The organism is Marinomonas flavescens (assembly GCF_004352835.1).
In the GTDB taxonomy this organism is placed as follows: Bacteria; Pseudomonadota; Gammaproteobacteria; order Pseudomonadales; family Marinomonadaceae; genus Marinomonas; species Marinomonas flavescens.
Window position 1 is genome coordinate 308,973 of record NZ_SJSB01000001.1, and the last position, 19,052, is coordinate 328,024.

The window sequence follows — 19,052 nt, forward strand, 5'->3', positions numbered from 1 at the left end:
TCAGAATAGGATAGAGGAGAAAATCGATGAAATTGAATCCAAATGATGTCGTGATTATCGACGCAGTTCGCTCACCAATGGGTAAAACAAAAAATGGTGTGTTTCGTAATGTTCGAGCCGAAAATTTGTCTGCCGAACTAGTGAAAGCGTTATTTAAGCGTAACCCAGATGTTGACCCTAAAGACGTAGAAGATCTAATTTGGGGTTGTGTAAACCAAACCCTAGAGCAAGGTTTTAACATGGCGCGTGCGGTGTCTTTATTGGCAGGTTTACCAATCACCACAGCGGCGCAAACCGTGAACCGTCTGTGTGGCTCGTCCATGTCAGCGATTCATACAGCGGCACAAGCGATTATGACGGGTCAAGGTGATGTCTTTGTTGTTGGCGGCGTTGAACACATGGGTCATGTTGGCATGATGCATGGTGTCGACGTGAACCCTGCACTGTCAAAGCACATGGCGAAAGCGTCCATGATGATGGGTGTAACCGCTGAGATGCTGGGCAAAATGCACGGCGTGAGTCGTGAAGCACAAGACGCCTTTGCGGTACGTTCTCATCGCTTGGCACACGAAGCGACTTTACAAGGTCGTTTTGATAATGAGTTGGTGTCCATCGAAGGGCACGATGCCGTGGGCAATAAAATCTTGGTAGAAGTGGATGAAGTGATTCGTCCAGAAACCTCGATGGAATCGCTTGCTGCTTTGAAACCTGTGTTCATGCCAAAAGTCGGTACGGTAACAGCAGGTACGTCTTCTGCGCTATCCGATGGTGCGTCTGCGATGTTGATGATGTCTGCGAAAAAAGCCGAAGAACTTGGCCTGACGCCGATTGCGCGTGTACGTAGCATGGCGGTTGCGGGTTGTGATCCAGCGATTATGGGTTACGGACCTGTACCAGCAACGAAGAAAGCGCTTAAACGTGCCGGTTTAACCATTGACGATATTGATATTGTGGAATTAAACGAAGCTTTTGCCGCGCAATCTATTCCAGTGCTGAATGATCTGAAACTGATTGATCTGGTTGATCAAAAAGTGAATTTGAACGGTGGTGCGATTGCTCTTGGTCACCCTCTTGGCTGCTCAGGCACACGTATTTCTACCACCTTGCTTAACGTCATGCGTGACAAAGATGCCACCATGGGTCTAGCGACTATGTGTATCGGCATGGGGCAGGGTATCGCCACGGTGTTTGAACGTATCTAATGTGTTATAGAGTGCCCCCGCGCTCTAGAATTCTCTTTTTTTTAGCCTCACTTTTGTGGGGCTTTTTTATGTGTTTTTTCTTTCTTTTGACAGTCAGCCGCTGCCTCATCCACTATGCTTAGGTGAAGGCTGATAGCCTGGCTATTGGTTTGTTAGTTTTTATTTATTGGATGTTATATGAGTTTAATAATATAACTATAGACAAGAGATTCAGGGCAGGGTGAACGCGTTGTTTCAACAAACAAAATAGAAGAAATAAAATACACAAGTAGGAGAGCGTTATGTCTAACGAAGGTAAATGTCCATTTGGTCACACAGCGTCAGGGTCTAACCAAGCAGCGAGCCGTGGTACCACCAACAAAGAATGGTGGCCAAACCAATTAAACATCAACATTCTTCACCAGCATTCAGCAAAATCGAACCCAATGGGTGACGATTTTGATTACCCTAAAGCATTCAATAGTCTTGATTTAGCCGCTCTTAAAAAAGATCTAACAGATCTAATGACAGATTCACAAGATTGGTGGCCAGCCGATTACGGTCATTACGGTCCGCAATTTATTCGCATGGCATGGCACAGTTCTGGTACTTATAGAACATCTGATGGTCGTGGTGGTGCAGGTAGTGGTTCGCAGCGTTTTGCTCCGTTAAACAGCTGGCCAGATAACGTGAACATCGATAAATCACGTCGTTTACTTTGGCCAATCAAACAAAAATACGGCAGCAAAATTTCGTGGGCCGATTTACTCATCTTGACCGGTAACGTTGCACTTGAATCTATGGGCTTCAAAACTCTTGGTTTTGCTGGTGGTCGTGTCGATGTATGGCAGCCAGAAGAAGACATTTACTGGGGCGCAGAGAAAGAGTGGCTAGAAGAAAGTGGCGGTAAAGAAAGCCGTTATTCTGGCGAGCGTGATTTGGAAAACCCTCTTGCCGCCGTGCAAATGGGCTTGATCTACGTTAACCCTGAAGGCCCAGATGGTAAGCCTGATCCATTAGCGTCGGCGTTGGATATTCGCGACACTTTTGGTCGTATGGCGATGAATGACGAAGAGACAGTGGCTTTGATTGCTGGTGGTCACACCTTTGGTAAAGCTCACGGCGCTGGCGATGCCGCTCAAGTGGGTCCAGATCCTGAAGCGTCAGACATTACTCAGCAAGGTTTAGGCTGGGCAAACAGCCAAGGCACAGGCAACGGTGTGGATACCATTAGTAGTGGCCTTGAAGGCGCTTGGACGAAAAATCCGATTAAATGGGATAACGGCTTCTTTGAAAACTTGTTCGACTACGAATGGGAATTGACTAAGAGCCCTGCAGGCGCTTGGCAATGGTCGCCAAAAGGCACCGCAGGTTCTAACAGCGTGCCAGACGCTCATGATGCGACAAAACGCCACGCACCTATGATGTTTACGTCTGATATGGCGTTGCGCTTAGATCCGATCTACGGGCCTATCTCAAAACGTTTTCATGAGAACCCAGATCAATTAGCTGAGGCGTTTGCCAAAGCTTGGTTTAAACTGACACACCGTGATATGGGGCCTGTAGCACGTTACTTAGGTGACGAAGTTCCTGCTAAAGAAATGATTTGGCAAGACCCGATTCCAGCGGTGACGCATGAGCTTGTCAATGAGCAAGATGTAGCGGATTTGAAAGCGACGGTATTGGCGTCTGATCTAACGGTTGCTCAGTTAGTGGCAACGGCTTGGACATCGGCGGCTACCTTCCGTGGCTCAGACATGCGAGGCGGAGCAAATGGCGCTCGTATTCGTCTAGCACCACAAAAAGATTGGGCCGCGAATGAGCCTAAGCAACTTGCAAGTGTATTAAGCGTATTGGAAACCATCCGTAGTGAATTCAATGCGGAACAAGGCAATGGTAAGCAAATTTCGTTGGCTGATTTGATTGTATTGGCAGGTAGCGCAGCGGTTGAACAAGCAGCAAAAGACGCTGGCAAAGACGTGACCGTGCCATTTACTCCAGGTCGTACTGATGCGACACAAGAGCAAACGGATGTTGAATCATTTGATGTCATGGAGCCAGAAGCAGATGGTTTCCGTAACTACAAACGTGGAAATTACACCGTAACGGCTGAAGAGATGTTGGTGGATAGAGCGCAATTACTAACGCTTTCTGCACCAGAAATGACGGTTCTTGTCGGTGGTATGCGAGCATTAAATGCCAACTTTGAACAAACAAAACACGGTGTGTTAACCGATCGTCCAGGAGTATTAAGCAATGATTTCTTTGTCAATATACTGGATATAGACACCAAATGGTTTGCTCAATCCGATGACCAAGATTTGTTCGATGGACGTGATCGCAAGACTGGGAAAATTAAAGCTACAGCGACTCGAGTGGACTTAATTTTTGGATCAAATTCACAGCTTCGTGCCTTGGCAGAAGTCTACGCAAGCGCGGATGCACAAGATCGTTTCGTCAATGAGTTCATTGCAGCTTGGACGAAAGTGATGGAGTTGGATCGTTTCGATCTAGCGTAACCAACCTACGTAACTCCTCAAAACCCCACTTTCAGGTCTGAAAGTGGGGTTTTCTTTTTAATTCCACTTTATTGACCCTATAGTCTCTTCCGCTGTTATTCTTTATACCAATAATACCACTGACTTGTAGAACAAAATGTTTTGCTAGCGAGTGTGTTGATGTTGGCATACATAACAATGGCCTGCTTCGTTCATTGATCCTGTCTAAAAAAGAGCCTTTTATGAATATGTCTGGTTTGGGTGCTATTGCCGTATTAGAAGCCTGTAAAGGGGTACTGGCTTTATTGGTTGCGGTCGCCGTGCATGTATTGGCGGGAACCAATCTTCATCAAGAGGCTTTGAATCTATTTGCCTATTTTCATCTCGCGTCGAACAATCATTATGTTGAAATGTCATTACGAGGCATAGATAAGATTACCCACTCTGGATTAACCGTAGTGACAGCCATTGCTATAGGGTATGCCTTGATTCGGTTTATTGAATCCTATGGATTGTGGCATCGCATGCGTTGGACTGAATGGTTTGCTTTTTTGAGTGGCGCTGTGTATTTGCCGTTTGAGATTTATGAGGTGATTAAAGATCAAAATGCGATCACGATTGGTGTATTGGCTATCAACCTAGTCGTTGTGGGCTATATGTATTTTGTCTTGAAGACAGGCTCACGTAAGCATAAGCCAAAAGAAGACGAGTCAGGCGTATCTGCCTCAGTGTAATGCTGGGGTCTCGTCATTGGCTTTACTGCTTTATTGTTTTTCTGCTAAATAGTCCTATCGAAAATTAGCCTTAACTTCTTATCGAAAACTTACCCTAATCCATGACTTGAGTGCCAATACGAAGAATAAAAGATGGTTATTTAACCCTTATATTCGTAGGTGTTTTAGGGTATCTTGAATAACATTAGAAACATACGTTTCATATTTATATTAATGAAATTATTGTGTCTTTTGGTTCAGGTAGCCTATGAAGCAAATTGCGCAACATCGATTTATATTGTGATAGAGGATAACTAGCTATGAAAGCATTGATCATAGGCGCAGGTATTGGTGGCATGGCCGCCGCCGCGGCATTAAAGCAGCAAGGCATTGAGTGTGAAATTTTTGAAGCGGTGAAAGAGATTAAACCCGTTGGCGCGGCGATTTCTGTTTGGTCGAATGGCGTTAAGTGCATGAATCACCTTGGTATGGGACACATCATGGATGAGCTTGGTGGTCCTATGCTTAACATGGCATATCAAGACGGTAAGAGCGGTGACATCATGACGCAGTTCAGTCTTAAGCCGTTAATTGATGCGGTGGGCGAGCGACCTTGCCCTGTGTCTCGTGCTGGTTTGCAATCAATGATGGTCGATAGCTGGGGCCGAGAAAAGGTTCAGTTTGGTAAGCGAGTCGAGCGAGTAGAAGAGACAGATCAAGGCGTCAGTGCGTATTTTACTGATGGCAGCGTGGTTCATGGAGATTTCATGATTGCCGCTGACGGAGCGCGTTCCGTGGTACGTGGTTATGTGCTTGGTATCGAGCTTGAGCGCCGTTATGCAGGCTATGTAAATTGGAATGGTTTGGTGGCCGCAGATGCGACCATTGCACCGCTTGACCAATGGACGACATTTGTAGGCGATGGGAAACGTGTGTCTGTGATGCCGATTTCAGACAACCGCTTTTATTTCTTTTTTGATGTGCCGCTACCTGTAGGCTTAGAAGAAAATCGGGCGACCTTAAAAGACGATCTGAAAGGTTATTTCAGTGGTTGGGCTGAGCCTGTTCAAACGCTCATTGACGCGTTGGACCCTGAGACCACCAATCGTATTGAAATTCATGACGTGGAACCCTTTGATACTTTTGTAAAAGGGCGTATTGCGCTGCTGGGAGATTCGGCTCATTCCACCACCCCAGATATTGGACAAGGTGGCTGTTCTGCGATGGAAGATGCCGTTGTACTGGGCATGTCTTTTGCGGACAACCAAGATATTGATACTGCGTTATTAGCCTATCAATCTAGGCGTCATGAGCGCGCCAAAGATTTGGTGCTCAAAGCCCGTAAGCGTTGTGATGTGACCCATGGGAAAGATATGAAGGTGACGCAAGCGTGGTACGACGAGCTAAAACAAGAACAAGGCGATAACATTATGGCTGGTCTAAAAGACACTATTATAGGAGGGCCGTTAGGCTAACGTCATAATACGTTATTTAATTCAAAGCGTTTAAGGCGATACCTTAACGAGAGCTAATACAATGAGCACCTATTTGGCTTTGTGTTGAATAGGTGCTTTGCGCTAAATAGATGCTTTGTGTTGGTAGGTGATTTGAATAAAATTTTGATATCTTCAGTGTCACACTATTCATTATTTCATCGAGGGGTAGACTGATATGGCGAGCGGTTGGGCACATGATGGCGCAGTGCAAGAGCAAATTGATGCAACAGTAGATTCAGCTGTAGAGCAAGCCAAACAACGCATGCCGAAAGGTGAGAGCCTAACGCATTGTAGTGAATGCGATAACCCTATTCCGAAGCGTCGACGACAGGCCATTCCCGGTGTACATTTATGTATTCAATGTCAAACCCAATTAGAAAAAGAAGACCAAGGAACCGCTTTGTATAATCGCAGTGGTAGTAAAGATAGCCAACTAAGGTAAAGTATTTCTAACCATCTGTTTCGAATAGAAAAAGGTGTATTATTTAATCTATTGGTACTGGTTTACGCTGAAATGGCTCTACATTTTATCCAGCGAGATCAAAGAGGGTTGTTCTTTAGCGTAAAGATGTTTTTAGTTCTCATTTACTACGTTTAATTTCTCTCTATTTTTTGTATGCTATGCGCAAAGTTTGAGCTGTAGGGTAAGTATGAATTTTCGTTATTTCATTATCGCACTATTTTTTATGGCAAGCGTTGCTTGGGGGGCACCTGATTGCGAATCGCAAAAAAGTAATCAAGCATTTAACGCTTGTTTGATCAAATCGTTGTCATCTGATTTCTTCTCTCCAAAAGTGGATAATGGCCAATGGGTTTACAGTTTGCACCCAAATTCAAAAAATCAAAAACGCTCTACGTTTGTTGCGACGTTACTTTCTTCTTCTAAAATTCATTACCTCGATAAACCTGTCGCAATGACCATTCGCTGTAATGAGAAAAAGACGGAATTAGCCATTCATTGGGACGGCGTTAAAATAAAAGAAGGTAGCGCTGAAATTACCTATCATCTTGATAACGGCGCAGTGTTGCCCGCTAGCTGGCCATTATCCGTTGCTCAGCAGTCTGTATTTGTAACGAATCCAGGACCCTTCATTCAACAATTAGCGACGAAAAGTGCTTTTCGTGTTCAGGTATCTTCTCTTAGTGCGCCGACGATAAGTGCAACCTTTTATTTAAAAGGCTTGGCAAATTTATTACCCGATATGAAAGGTATTTGTTTTTAACGCATTTTTGATTCGTGACACTAGAATCGGAACGGGCTTATTTACAGGCTAAAGCACCAAAAATTAATACTGTAAGGACTGACTAGATCCAGTTTCGATAATGTTGGAAAATCCTTTAGCTTAATTTTCCCGCCGTTGAATTTAGGTTTAACACCGTTAATACGCACTTCTGCATCGAGCAAATTATTAGCAGTTATTTCAAATCGTTTCTTTTTGATGCCAAAACCTTGGTTGTGAATACGCTTAGGAAATGGGGTCATATTAATAATTAGCAGGGTGCATTTCCCCATTTTTTTAGCACTGTGACAGTAGGTTAATACCTGGTTGTCATTACTTGTCACCTGAAAAACGCTATCTCCCATTAATTTATTCCATAACCAACTTACCCAGTAATCAGGATTTGGCTTCAAGGTGTTTTTATTGATTAAGGCATAGTCGCCACCAATGAGACTTTGTCGAATCATCACTTTTTGTCCCAGACGCGCCCCTCTACCTAATTGATCAGCCCACCAAAATGATGAGACAAAACGATCAGAGAGATTAGCTTCTCCGCCACATTGAGCGGAGCCTGTTTCACCTGTCCATATTTCGGCATCTGGTTGAAAGCGGTCGCGATACCGAATCAGCTGAGATAGGTATTTTTCATAATCTAAAAATGATCGCACCGACAATAAGTTTTTTAATGTCGCAGAGCGCGTTTTTAGCGGAGAGCGACGACTCTGAAAAGGGTAATAATGCCAATCAACAATGTCTAATTTCTCTTCAATCGCCGCTAAAAATTTTGGTGTGATATTACTAATAGGTTTGATTGTTTCTCCCAATCTTGGCCAAAATGCACTTCCAGGGCCGGCGACTTTACTTTCAGGGCTGAGATCTCTAACGACTCGAATAAAGGTGTCATAGTCTTTGGCGAGCTTACTCGCAACGGGTTGTGAATTTAGACCATGAAACGCCCAGTATGCGTTTAGTTCGTTGCCTAACTCACAGATAGCAATTTTTTGTTGATTGGCATTGCTGTACTTCAGCAATTTTTGTACTTGGTCCGTTTGCCAACTACCGTGTAGAGACTTACGAAATAGCCCATATTTAAAGGTAAACATTAAGTCTAACTGGTTTTTTTGACAAAAATGATGAAGATTATTCCAAATTTCATGAGTTAAAACGAGAGCGTTAGGTTGCTCAGGAGGGGGCGTAAAATAGTGAAGGTTATCCGCTTCAGAGCCACCAACACGCAGGTATGCAGGGCCAAGGGCATTCACTAATTTGTTTAATTTTCGTTGTTGTAAATCCAATGGGGTGGTTTTTTCGGTTCCAAGCCCTCTTTGAGTACCTTGGCTGCCTTCCCACCAATAACCACCGGCTAAAACGGAAATGTCGATTGAAAATGAAAGATATTTTTCATCCACTTTATGCGTGTATTTTGTTTTTTTTAGGCAGATAGATACATGCCTTTGGTTTCTGATCACGCCACGTTTGTAGAAGCGAAATTTATCTGAGTTTGGTGTAAGCAAGGCAACATTCTCCCACAGTGATGACCGTAAGCATGCTAGAGAATGATGACACTTATATTATTGGGCTGTCAGTCAGCGAAAATAGGATGTGTATTTTGGTTAGAAGGTTTTGATGACGCTAGGATAAATAGCCTAAAAGGAGCAGGTTGTTGTCTTTTTTAGACTAGAAGAGGAGCAAACTCGGCTATAAGCATTTGAGTCTTCGAGCAGCTGGTAGTGAGTGTTCGAATCTCGGCATATTGCAATGAATTGAGCATAGACTTCATCATAATGCTGTTTCTTGAAAAAAAGTTTATGGGGTTTTATACCATTATCTTTTCTCTCTCTTCGGTCTATTTTTTCTTCTGCACGGTCGGTTAATGCAATGAGTCTATTATAGCGAATCCGAATCTCATGACAGTAGGCACTATTAGGCGCAACTTCTTGGCAATCTTTTAAATCTGATGCAAGTTCATTGATCTGTCTGTTATAGGATTCTAGGTTTTTGCGTGCGCCATTGTAAAAGTATTTAGAGCCATTTTCGGTGAATTCTGCTTCATCTATTTGTTGTTTTAATGTCCCCAAATAGCGTTCTTGTTTCAGGCAGTTTTGACCGAAGGCGACTAAGTCCATGGCATGTGCTTGGCTGGCCGCACCAATTAACGCACCGATAAAAATAACGGTAAACAATGTTTCTGTCTGACAAGGAAAATAACGATTCATAACTTATTCTGCATCCGACTGAAGTTCCTTTAAGTTTATCTCAATATGGTGTCCATTTAATACTGCCATTTTATTTTATAAAAAAAGCGATAAATCTGCCTAAGTTACTCTGTTTTAGAGACAGCTGTGTTTAATAACATGAAGTTACCTACCTTTATGGTGTTGCAATTTATTGCTTTTCATCGAATGATTCACAGCCCTCTTGAAAAATACTGTCTGGATAATAATGTGAACACAGAATCAAATGCTTATGGACTGTCAATACACCCTATGCGTGAGGTGCTTTATGCAGAATTGCATTCGCGACCATTTCAGGTGCTTCCTAGTCCTGCGAGAATTAGTTATTTAGCCGTCATGGTTGGCCCTGATCATAAACAAAAAGAGTTTGATCATTTTTGTGATTTATATGAACAGTTTCAGCAGCTACCTCCTAGTGAAGACGGTGTTTGCTATGAAGTAGACTTTGGGACATTACGGGTGCGTAGAGAAAAGCATTTAGAATTCACTTCCTATATGTTCATTAACGTTGAGACAAATGCACTTATTAGCCCTTTTGATGACAATGCGTTGTCATCTCTACCACAAGATTGGTTAGCGACGTTGCCGGGTACCGTTATCGCCGCCTTTCATGTAGCGGTTGAGGATGCCCGAACACAACCAGAGCCTGATTTATTATCCGTAAAAAGTGGTTTTGAAAGCATGCGTTTAGTTGGTAGTCGGCCACAAAATGGTGATGCTCAGGTGTGGACTACATTCCAACTGCACAGCGATGGCTGTGGTCGTTTTTTGATATACAACAAGAACATGAGTGACAGCCAGCTGGGTCGTATGGTGCAGCGTGTGGTGGAGATTGAAACCTACCGTCTAATGGCCTTATTAGGTCTGCCCATAGCCCGTAAATACAACTCACAACTGGCTAAGATGGATGAACAGCTTGCCACGACGACTGCGCGTTTAGCGGATGCAAATGAGAAGCTCGATGAGCAAGTATTATTAGCCGAGCTGATTGACATGGCCGCTTGGGTAGAAGCGGCAAGAGCGCAAACAACCTTTCGATTCAGTGCAACGAATGCGTATCATGATTTGGTACTAAAGCGCCTAACAGAGCTCAAAGAAGACGAAGTGTCTGGTCATTTAACCATCACCGAATTTATGACGCGTCGTCTTACCCCCGCAGTGAGAACCTGTAAAGCAACAGGGGAGCACTTAGAAAACTTGTCACGACGCATTGATCGCGTCTCTGATATGATGCGAACCCGTGTTGAAATGACGATTCAGTCTCAAAACCAACATCTATTAGCCTCTATGGACCGGCGTTCAAAAATACAATTAGCCATGCAACATACTGTAGAAGGGCTCTCTGTTGCTGCGATCAGTTATTACTCAGTTGGCCTGCTCAAATTTATGATTGAAGCGGTTTATGACAAAGGAGTACAGTTTGATAAAAGCCTCGCCATAGGTATTTCTGTACCACTGGTCGTTGGTGGTGTTTGGTTTACCACACGGAAAATACACCAGCGCTTTTTGTTGCTTGCCAAAGCAAAAGAAGAACAAGAAAAGCGCAATAAAGAAGAGTAACTCGGCTCGAAAATGACTTCTAGAGGCCAGTTACTTTACTCTAGAAGATCAACGAATCGCATGCAGGCTTCTTATGTACATATTCTTATTTTGTTTGATCATTGATATCGGGATTTATGCGTTTAGCCATCCTCCATTATTAGTCACCTCGATCATTAGATTTTTATTTGGTTCTACGGGGATGATTGTTTTTAGTGCGGGCATTTGGTGGGTGCTAACCATCGTTGGAGTGGGTGCCATGATTCGTTTAAAAACAAGAATCGGTGGGATGATAGTTGTCGCTGTATCACTAGTGTTGTGGTTGTTTAATATTTTAAGCCCACTGGGCTCTATGACCATAGCACTTGAATATCCTAACTTCGTGTGGGGCGTGTTAGAGCTGTTTTATGTGTTGATATTGGTTGCTATAGAGTTGATGGTTTTCAAGCGATGACGTGCTGTATCAAGATTATTTCTTCTATGTCGATTGCAAAAAAATGCCGTTCACAGTGAACGGCATTTTTAGTCGCGCTATTAATGACAAAAACGCTTTGTTTCCTATGAAATGATTTTCACCTACATAATAGGGAAAGTCTGATCATAAATTTTACCCTGACCTTTTTCAGCATGAAACTCACTTAAGTATTTATCGTCCTTAAGTTTGATAATGCCTTGTTGAAGAAGGGTGTCGATGAGCCTTGTTGATTGTTGCTGAACTTCTGGAGACTCAACGGGAGCAAACATTTTTTTCGCGACGTATTGCTTCATAAGCGTATCAAGCAAGGGTTTATCTGCTTCAATATTTGCGTTGATAATAGCGTTATAAAGCCAAAATCTAGGGTCATTTAATTCCGCGAATGTTGGTGCTTCTACGTCCGCCAATTTGCTGTTTAGGCTAGAGGTAAAGTGACCATCTTTTGTTGAACCACTAAATTCCACGATATTAAATTCAGGTTTGCTAGAAAGAATAGGTTCAATATTATCCTGCAAGAAGCCAAATTGTTGTCTTGGTGTCAAATTAGTCGTGCTTTTTACTAGCTGTCCATAATCAAGAAAAACTTGGTTATTTAGATTGTCCAATTCTGTTACGAGATTGAGATCGTTCGCTTGGAATCCTGCCATGGTGAGTTTTTTGATGGCGTAGCCAATCTGCATGCTGCCAAGTTGAGTTTTATCATCAAGTTTGGTTTTTAAAGTGACCGTCAAGCCATCTAATTCGCCCTTAGGCTCAGTAGAAACCTTGCCTACTTTAAGACTCATGTCGCCATTGTAAAAACCTTCACTACGAATAGTCGCCCAATTAGCGTCAAGGTTTAACGCTAATTTAACATCTTTAATAGTCGTAGGGATTTGATCATTTGATGTTGCTTCTTTAAAGCCGCCATCATAAGTAAGTTTTTTAGCCGTTAATTTACCGTGACCAGAATATTGACTCACCATCAGTGTTTTCATTTTATTACTGAAAGCAGGCACGTTATCAGCAAATTTTAGGTCGCCGAATAAGCCACTCACGATAGATGCGTTATACAGTGGTGATTTTGCATCCCAGTCTAAGTACTGGCGTTGCTTTTCTCCTTGAAGTTGGATATCCGTCGCGAATAAACCAATGATACCTTGGCTAGAGAATAAAAGAGGGCCGTAATGGGTGTTTAAAACCAGTTCCGTTTCAATGTTTTTACCTTGAAAAGACGGATCAAAATTCGTCATGTCGAAACTAAGAAGTACTTTCGTTTTGGAGCCGAACCAGCTTGATTCGGTAGATTCGATCGTCGCACTGTATCCGGTTTCATTGTCTATGTTCTTAACAATATCAGTGACTTTTTCTTGGTATTTACTGGCAATAAACTTAGGGGCAACTAAGCAAGCAGCGACTAGCGCAAAAACGAGCGCGATCAGTACTTTTTTCACAGGAACTTCCTTTTCATTTGATTAATTAAATTGCGTGCATCATACAAGGAAGTACGTATAAATAGTGTAAAGATCAGCTCTCATGGAAATAAAAAATTCTAAAACAAGATATTTGATCAACTAAGGTGTCTATCCAGTCTAAATACACCCTGTTGCCAGATCGAGTCATGGCAGGCTCTGATCCTATTTTGAGAAGGCTTTTGAGTCATTTCCTCTAGCTAACGTACTCCATATTCTCTTTCGAATTTAAGACAGCATGGATGGCTGTACCAACTATCTGTCTTATCGGGAAAATATTCTCTATGGTTCGTGCGTATAAAGACAATTAATGCGCATAAACAAATCACTGCCTACTTTTTTGACATCATATTGTCAATATACTGATGTAGTCTCTATCGCAGCTATCATCCAATTGCCGTGCAATTGTTCTTTTTTATTCGACATTTTTTTCGCGGAAAACATGGGATGATAAAAAGGAAGATCTTTAGGCCTAATCGTCAATCAATTATTGTAACGGAGTATCTATGGTACCTTTTTTATCGGTTGTTCTGCCCGCCAAAAACGAGCAGGGTAACATTGGGGTATTGATTAAAGAAATTCATGCGAGTTTATCGTCTGAATATGAATTTGAAGTAGTGTTGACGGATGACGGCAGCGACGATAATACCGCGCAGGTGGCTATCGACACGGCGAAAGAAATAGGGTGTCAGTTACAAGTGGTCTATCACGCCAAGAGTTGTGGTCAAAGTACGGCATTGTCTTCAGGAGTTCGTCATGCAAAAGGAGAGTGGATCATCACCTCTGACGCAGATGGTCAGAATGATCCAATAGACTATCCGAAACTGATTAACGAAGCTCAGAGGCTTACTAGTCAACATTTTTGTGTGGCAGGCTATCGTAAAAAACGTCTTGATACCGCATGGGTGCGTTTTCAGTCCCGTGTCGCGAATAAAATTCGTCAAAGCTTATTAGATGATGGCGTGCCAGACTCTGGTTGTGGCCTAAAATTGTTCCCCAAAGAAACCTTTCTAAGGTTGCCTTACTTTGACCACATGCATCGATTTTTACCTGCACTAATCAAACGTATTGATGGCGATATTGTAGTTTGCCAAGTAAACCATCGTGATCGTAATGCGGGCGTGTCTAATTACAATGCGTGGAACCGTGCTTGGGTAGGGATTATCGACATCGTAGGGGTTATCTGGCTGAAAAAACGCGCGAAACACCCAACGATTGCGAATGTCTATTCTAATCAGGACAAGTAAATGAAGTGGGTCAAATTGGCGTTGTTGTGTGCATTCGCTGGTCTGTTATTTTCAGGCGTTCTTAATCCTATTCTTGGTAACCTTTCAGATGAAAATTGGTTGTCTATGTATCTGGCAAAAAATGGCTATTTAGGGCAATTACTTATTGTTCTCTCAGCGTTTTTTCTGATTGCAATCGGTGGTCCTAAGCAAGTTGTTGCGTTCCTTTTTGGTTACTTATACGGTTACATATTAGGGACATTTGTTACCTTGCTGATTTGTTTGCTGGCTGCTTTAGTGAATTATATGGCCGCGAGAATGCTATTGGCTCATACCTTAGCTCGATATTTCCCCATTAGAATGAATAAGTTTAACCAGTTTGCGAGCAGAGCGCCTTTCATGAAAATACTCATGCTTCGCTTATTACCCGTTGGTAGTAACTTAGTGACGAATTTGTTATCTGGCAGTGTTGGAGTGCCGTTATTGGCGTTTATCTCGGCCAGCTTGATTGGTTATTTTCCGCAAACGTTGATTTTCACTCTCGTTGGACACGGTATAAACGGCGCAAATCACGCGATGATTTATCTCAGTGTTGGTTTGGCGGTATTAAGCTTTATTTTGACGGCGTTGATCTACCGAGATCATCTCAAACATAAACTCTCTACCCTACATGTTGAAGGCAAGGCATCATGACGACCCCGAAAATGTTCGACAATGACGACTATATAAAAACACTTTGGCTTCTGTTGCTCATTGCGGCCGTGGTTATTTTAGCGGGTACCGGTTTACGTGACCCTTGGCCTGCGGATGAACCTCGCTTCGTAGAAGTCGCAAAGGAAATGGTAAATTCAGGAAACTGGTTTTTCCCGATGCGTGGTGGAGAGTTATACCCTGATAAACCCCCTGTGTTTATGTGGGGTATCGCTGTACTTTATTGGCTGACTGGAAATTTATCCGCTACCTTTTTGATTCCTAGCGCGCTAGCAAGTTTGCTCTCTGTCTTTTGTGTATTTGATATCGCGACTAAGCTGTGGAATGTGAAAACAGCTCGAAATGCGACTTTGTTATTACTAATTGCACCGCAGTTCATTGTACAGGCGAAAACCGCTCAGATAGATGCCATGGTAGCCTGTTGGATTACGGTGGCCATGTACGGTTTATTGCGGCATTTTTTTTATAGAGCGAGCTTAGGCTGGTATTTAGTCAGTTGGGCCTTTATGGGCTTAGGGATTATTACCAAAGGCGTAGGTTTTCTGCCGTTATTTTTTCTTTTCCCTGTGCTTATTATGCATTTTACGGGTAAGCACCGTTTTACAAAAGAGCAAGTCAATTGGCGCTTATTACTCGGCCCTATTGCCATGTTATTGGTATTGGCTGCTTGGTTGTTACCAATGCTTTATATCGCTGATAGCAGTAATAATCCTGATTTTATTGCTTACCGAGATAACATTTTATTTAAACAAACAGGGCAGCGATATGCGCATTCTTGGGGGCATATACATCCTTGGTACTACTTTGTTGTTAATGTTATTCCTATTTTTTGGTTCCCTTTATATGCTTTCTTGTTCAGCAAGCCCTTTTGGCGAGACCTTAAAGCCTCTCCAGTAATGATTAGCCTGCTGACGTGGATTGTGCTGGTGGTTTTGTTCTTTAGCATCAGCCCCGGTAAGCGTGGTCTTTATGTTTTGCCAGCGTTACCTATGATGGCATTGTTGATGGGAGCTCATATAACCAATGTAGGTATTCGACCTTGGTTTAGGCGTGTACTCATTGCTGGAAGCATCGCTTTTGGTTTGTTGTTTTTAGTGGCGGCAGGGTTGTGTTTTGCACATGCTCATGTGGTTGCGAAGGAGCTTGGCAACGATACTATTAAGTTTGCTTGGCTGTTTTTAGTGACTGGAGCTTCTTGGTTAGGGATTTTAATTTGGAAGTGGAAGTCTATGGACTTGTTCGCTTTTGGAGCATCTTTTGCCATTACATGGGTAATCTACAGTACAGCGGGTTATATTCTATTAAACCCAATTAGAACCCCTGCTAAAGAAATCATGAGTACAGTTCAAAAAGACATAGGGCCAACAGGGGAGCTTGGCTTAACGCGCTTTAAAGAGCAGTTTTTATTATTCAGTCATATTCCATTAACGCATTTTAGTTACTTAAGTTCGACGCAAGAACAAGATAGAAATGCTTGGTTGTGGATGAGTGAAAAAGCAAATCGTTTTGTGATGACAGAAGATGATTCGTCTATTCAGTGTTTTGATACCAGTAAAGCGATTCAACTGGGTGAGGCTCATGGTCGCGATTGGATACTATTAAGCGAAAGCGATATGTCGCCAACGTGCGCTGCGCCAAAAACGATTAAACGCTATCATTTGCCAATGAAAACGACGTACCAGTAACGGCGTCTAAAAGCGTTAATATACATGGCTAAAAAAGCCGTTGTACTTTTGGTACAGCGGCTTTTTTATTGGGTTTAAGGGCGTTTTAGTTTGTTTAAAAGTACTTACTTTTTGGGAAATAAAGTGTTCAGCAGGGCGATGCCAGCGTCTTCACCACCTTGGTTATAGGCATCCAATAAAGCTGAACCTAAAATAGCGATGTCTGCTTTGCCGATTAAGGCTTCAATCTGATGACGTTCACGAAGCCCAAAACCCACGCCCATTGGTGCCTTTGCATGGGCTTTAATGTGCGCTAGGTAGTCGTCTACTGAGGTTGTTGACCCCTTGCCTTCGTGGTTTGAGTGTCCAGTTACGCCAGAACGTGCCACACAGTACAAGAACCCCGACGCTTTGCTTGCCAGCATTTCTAGACGCTCTTTGGGTGTCACAGGCGTAACGAGCCAAATGGGATCAATCTGGTTGGCTTCACAAGCGGCAATGTAATCCGCAGACAGTTCAATCGGTAAATCTGGAATGATTAACCCTGGCATATTGATCTCAGCGGCGCGTTTTGCAAGCTTGTCCAAACCGTAGCGATACATAGGATTTAAGTAGCTCATTAAGACGATGCGGCTGTCTGGGAAATCACGAGCGAGCACGCCCATGTCGGTTAAAAAGTCTTCTACCGTAAGCGTTTGCTCTAGCGCTTTATGACAAGCCGCGACGATACTTGGGCCATCGGCTACTGGGTCAGAAAACGGAAACTGGACCTCAATAAAGTCCACGCCCTCAGTTAATAAGCGCGTCATCCAAGCCAAGCTTTGTTGGCGTGTCGGATAGCCATAGACGACGTGAGTCATCGATAAAATGGGTTTTACTTGGCGTTTTTGTTGGATAAAGTCGGCAAGTTGGCTCATGCTTTTTTCTCCATATCAGCGTGGTAAGTGGCAAGGTAGCTGCTTAAGAATTGTGGGAAGGTCTCGTCTTCAACGGCTTTTGCCACGTTGAATATGTCCTTGTCACCACGCCCTGATAGGTTGATTACAATATGGCTGTCTTTCGGCAAATTTGGCGCATCTTTAAAGGCGCCTGCTAAGGCATGAGACGATTCCAATGCGGGAATAATGCCTTCTTTTTTCAGCAATAAGGTACAAGCTTCAATCACTTCATCGTCCATTGCGTAGGTCATTTCGATTCGACCAGTGTCCGCAAGATGGGCGATAATAGGTGACACACCCACGTAATCTAGCCCTGCGGCAATCGAGTGAGTATCTTGCAATTGGCCATTACTGTCTTGGATGAATTTGGTCGCGAAACCTTGTGCAATGCCTTTGGAACCAAGGTCATGAGACAATCTCACTGAGTGATCACCTAGCTTGATGCCACGACCGCCAGCTTCTACGCCAACCATGGCGACATTTTCTTCATTAAGGAAGGGCAAGAACAAACCACAAGCGTTAGAGCCACCGCCAACACAGGCATACAAGCGATCTGGAAATTGACCAAACTGTTTAACACTTTGTTCGCGAACTTCGTCGCCAATCACAGATTGAAAGAAGGCGACCATTTCAGGGAAGGGCGCACAACCACAAGCTGTACCGATTAAGTAATGGCTTTCTTCATGGCTCGATGACCAGTCACGTAGGGCTTCGTCTAGGGCGTCTTTTAGGGTTTGTGAACCTGTGGTAACGGGCACAACGGTGGCGCCAAGTTGACGCATCCAGAACACATTCGGGTATTGGCGTTCTACGTCTTTAGCGCCCATATAGATGGTGCATTCAAGGCCTAAGCGCGCCGCCACAAGTGCTGTGGCGATACCATGTTGACCCGCGCCAGTTTCGGCAATAACGCGTTTTTTTCCCATACGTTTGACCAATAAACCTTGGCCAATGACGTTGTTCATTTTGTGCGCGCCACTGTGGTTAAGGTCTTCGCGTTTTAGGTAAATTTGCGCACCACCAAAGTGTTCGGTGAGGTTGGCGCAGTAGGTCAGTGGCGTTGGTCGGCCAGAGTATTGTTGCCATTGTTTGTGCAGCTCAGCGAGAAACTCAGGGTCTTTTTTGGCGTCTTCATAAGCCGTCAGTATTTGCTGTTGGCTGGCATAAAGTATCTCTGGGATGTAGCTACCACCGTATTCCCCGTAGAAACCGTTCTCACTTTGCATGGTGTTCTCCATTTAATTATTTAACTATACCGTTTAGTTAATATAATGGAGGTTAATGGTTCACGTCAAGGGTGTTTCGTTACATTTAGTGAGAGTGTTTCGCTGGCTACGGTCGCTCTCATGAATAACACCTCCGCTTTCAGGGTAGACGTGCTCAGGCGTTATTTATCAGGACGGGCATGTTTAGCTGTCGCTCTCATGAATAACACCTCCGCTCCCCGCGCAAGCGCGAAGAATCGCTCTGGTGTTATTCGTGAGAGCTTCTGCGTTTAGCTGAGCAGTTTACTGATTTCTTATCAGGACAGGCACGTTTAAATCCTTATCTATGAGAGAGCTTTTGATAGGTCATTTGTGAATCAACAGAAGAGGGTGATTTGTTGGTTACTGTCGCTCTCATGAACAACACCTCCGCTCCCCGCGCAGGCGCGAAGAATCGCTCTGGTGTTATTCGTGAGAGCTGATGATATTTTATCAAGATCA

Annotated in this window: 16 protein-coding genes; 11 read left to right on the top strand and 5 right to left on the bottom strand. The window is 43.4% G+C overall.

The features are described from left to right. Positions 1-26: 26 nt before the first annotated feature. The 6 genes from fadA (at position 27) to E0D70_RS01410 (ending at position 7,111) form a co-directional block, all read left to right on the top strand. Positions 27-1,202, top strand: a complete 1,176-nt coding sequence (fadA, locus tag E0D70_RS01385) for an acetyl-CoA C-acyltransferase FadA (protein ID WP_133010467.1) — start codon at positions 27-29, stop codon at positions 1,200-1,202. 281 nt (positions 1,203-1,483) lie between these two features. Further along, positions 1,484-3,700 carry a catalase/peroxidase HPI gene (gene katG / locus E0D70_RS01390; protein WP_133010468.1) on the top strand — a complete coding sequence of 739 codons (2,217 nt, stop codon included), beginning with the start codon at positions 1,484-1,486 and terminating at the stop codon, positions 3,698-3,700. Between the two features lie 221 nt (positions 3,701-3,921). Next, positions 3,922-4,413, top strand: a complete 492-nt coding sequence (locus tag E0D70_RS01395; protein WP_133010469.1) for a DUF2127 domain-containing protein — start codon at positions 3,922-3,924, stop codon at positions 4,411-4,413. Positions 4,414-4,712: 299 nt separating this feature from the next. Further along, positions 4,713-5,867 carry an FAD-dependent urate hydroxylase HpxO gene (gene hpxO, locus E0D70_RS01400; RefSeq protein WP_133010470.1) on the top strand — a complete coding sequence of 385 codons (1,155 nt, stop codon included), beginning with the start codon at positions 4,713-4,715 and terminating at the stop codon, positions 5,865-5,867. A 196-nt stretch (positions 5,868-6,063) separates the two neighbouring features. Continuing rightward, positions 6,064-6,330, top strand: coding sequence for a DksA/TraR family C4-type zinc finger protein (locus E0D70_RS01405; RefSeq protein ID WP_133010471.1), 267 nt, complete (start codon positions 6,064-6,066; stop codon positions 6,328-6,330). A 208-nt stretch (positions 6,331-6,538) separates the two neighbouring features. Continuing rightward, the gene (locus E0D70_RS01410) at positions 6,539-7,111 is read left to right on the top strand and encodes a hypothetical protein (RefSeq protein WP_133010472.1); all 573 of its coding nucleotides are present in this window, start codon (positions 6,539-6,541) and stop codon (positions 7,109-7,111) included. A gap of 41 nt (positions 7,112-7,152) precedes the next feature. Here E0D70_RS01410 and E0D70_RS01415 read toward each other — a convergent pair whose 3' ends face one another. Next, positions 7,153-8,622 (bottom strand): glycosyl hydrolase family 79 N-terminal domain-containing protein, encoded by a 1,470-nt coding sequence (locus E0D70_RS01415; protein WP_207923176.1) that lies wholly within the window; start codon positions 8,620-8,622, stop codon positions 7,153-7,155. 132 nt (positions 8,623-8,754) lie between these two features. Further along, the gene (locus E0D70_RS01420; RefSeq protein ID WP_133010473.1) at positions 8,755-9,324 is read right to left on the bottom strand and encodes a hypothetical protein; all 570 of its coding nucleotides are present in this window, start codon (positions 9,322-9,324) and stop codon (positions 8,755-8,757) included. 270 nt (positions 9,325-9,594) lie between these two features. On the opposite strand from E0D70_RS01420, the gene E0D70_RS01425 reads away from it, so the two are divergent. Both E0D70_RS01425 and E0D70_RS01430 read left to right on the top strand, forming a co-directional pair. Next, positions 9,595-10,902 carry a DUF3422 family protein gene (locus E0D70_RS01425; RefSeq protein WP_240536933.1) on the top strand — a complete coding sequence of 436 codons (1,308 nt, stop codon included), beginning with the start codon at positions 9,595-9,597 and terminating at the stop codon, positions 10,900-10,902. Between the two features lie 73 nt (positions 10,903-10,975). Next, positions 10,976-11,335 (top strand): hypothetical protein, encoded by a 360-nt coding sequence (locus E0D70_RS01430; protein WP_133010474.1) that lies wholly within the window; start codon positions 10,976-10,978, stop codon positions 11,333-11,335. Between the two features lie 122 nt (positions 11,336-11,457). On the opposite strand, the gene E0D70_RS01435 is transcribed toward E0D70_RS01430, so the two are convergent. Beyond that, positions 11,458-12,789 (bottom strand): YdgA family protein, encoded by a 1,332-nt coding sequence (locus tag E0D70_RS01435; protein WP_133010475.1) that lies wholly within the window; start codon positions 12,787-12,789, stop codon positions 11,458-11,460. 524 nt (positions 12,790-13,313) lie between these two features. Here E0D70_RS01435 and E0D70_RS01440 point away from each other — a divergent pair. Genes E0D70_RS01440 through E0D70_RS01450 form a run of 3 tightly spaced genes read left to right on the top strand, consistent with a single transcriptional unit; the run spans position 13,314 to position 16,429 of the window. Further along, positions 13,314-14,054: a glycosyltransferase family 2 protein gene (locus tag E0D70_RS01440; RefSeq protein WP_133010476.1), complete on the top strand. Its 741-nt coding sequence runs from the start codon at positions 13,314-13,316 to the stop codon at positions 14,052-14,054. Further along, positions 14,055-14,726: a TVP38/TMEM64 family protein gene (locus E0D70_RS01445; protein WP_133010477.1), complete on the top strand. Its 672-nt coding sequence runs from the start codon at positions 14,055-14,057 to the stop codon at positions 14,724-14,726. It abuts the gene before it with no gap. Next, the gene (locus tag E0D70_RS01450; protein WP_133010478.1) at positions 14,723-16,429 is read left to right on the top strand and encodes an ArnT family glycosyltransferase; all 1,707 of its coding nucleotides are present in this window, start codon (positions 14,723-14,725) and stop codon (positions 16,427-16,429) included. The genes E0D70_RS01445 and E0D70_RS01450 overlap by 4 nt, the downstream gene beginning before the upstream one ends. 104 nt (positions 16,430-16,533) lie before the next feature. Here E0D70_RS01450 and trpA read toward each other — a convergent pair whose 3' ends face one another. Together trpA and trpB are read right to left on the bottom strand one after the other, a co-directional pair. Next, positions 16,534-17,325 (bottom strand): tryptophan synthase subunit alpha, encoded by a 792-nt coding sequence (trpA, locus tag E0D70_RS01455; protein WP_133010479.1) that lies wholly within the window; start codon positions 17,323-17,325, stop codon positions 16,534-16,536. Beyond that, positions 17,322-18,572, bottom strand: a complete 1,251-nt coding sequence (trpB, locus tag E0D70_RS01460; RefSeq protein WP_133010480.1) for a tryptophan synthase subunit beta — start codon at positions 18,570-18,572, stop codon at positions 17,322-17,324. The genes trpA and trpB overlap by 4 nt, the downstream gene beginning before the upstream one ends. Between the last annotated feature and the right edge of the window lie 480 nt (positions 18,573-19,052).

Coding starts and splice junctions, on each gene's coding strand:
- fadA (WP_133010467.1), top strand. CDS start 27: ATGAAATTGAATCCAAATGATGTCGTGATTATCGACGCAGTTCGCTCA.
- katG (WP_133010468.1), top strand. CDS start 1,484: ATGTCTAACGAAGGTAAATGTCCATTTGGTCACACAGCGTCAGGGTCT.
- E0D70_RS01395 (WP_133010469.1), top strand. CDS start 3,922: ATGAATATGTCTGGTTTGGGTGCTATTGCCGTATTAGAAGCCTGTAAA.
- hpxO (WP_133010470.1), top strand. CDS start 4,713: ATGAAAGCATTGATCATAGGCGCAGGTATTGGTGGCATGGCCGCCGCC.
- E0D70_RS01405 (WP_133010471.1), top strand. CDS start 6,064: ATGGCGAGCGGTTGGGCACATGATGGCGCAGTGCAAGAGCAAATTGAT.
- E0D70_RS01410 (WP_133010472.1), top strand. CDS start 6,539: ATGAATTTTCGTTATTTCATTATCGCACTATTTTTTATGGCAAGCGTT.
- E0D70_RS01420 (WP_133010473.1), bottom strand. CDS start 9,324: ATGAATCGTTATTTTCCTTGTCAGACAGAAACATTGTTTACCGTTATT.
- E0D70_RS01425 (WP_240536933.1), top strand. CDS start 9,595: ATGCGTGAGGTGCTTTATGCAGAATTGCATTCGCGACCATTTCAGGTG.
- E0D70_RS01430 (WP_133010474.1), top strand. CDS start 10,976: ATGTACATATTCTTATTTTGTTTGATCATTGATATCGGGATTTATGCG.
- E0D70_RS01440 (WP_133010476.1), top strand. CDS start 13,314: ATGGTACCTTTTTTATCGGTTGTTCTGCCCGCCAAAAACGAGCAGGGT.
- E0D70_RS01445 (WP_133010477.1), top strand. CDS start 14,055: ATGAAGTGGGTCAAATTGGCGTTGTTGTGTGCATTCGCTGGTCTGTTA.
- E0D70_RS01450 (WP_133010478.1), top strand. CDS start 14,723: ATGACGACCCCGAAAATGTTCGACAATGACGACTATATAAAAACACTT.
- trpA (WP_133010479.1), bottom strand. CDS start 17,325: ATGAGCCAACTTGCCGACTTTATCCAACAAAAACGCCAAGTAAAACCC.
- trpB (WP_133010480.1), bottom strand. CDS start 18,572: ATGCAAAGTGAGAACGGTTTCTACGGGGAATACGGTGGTAGCTACATC.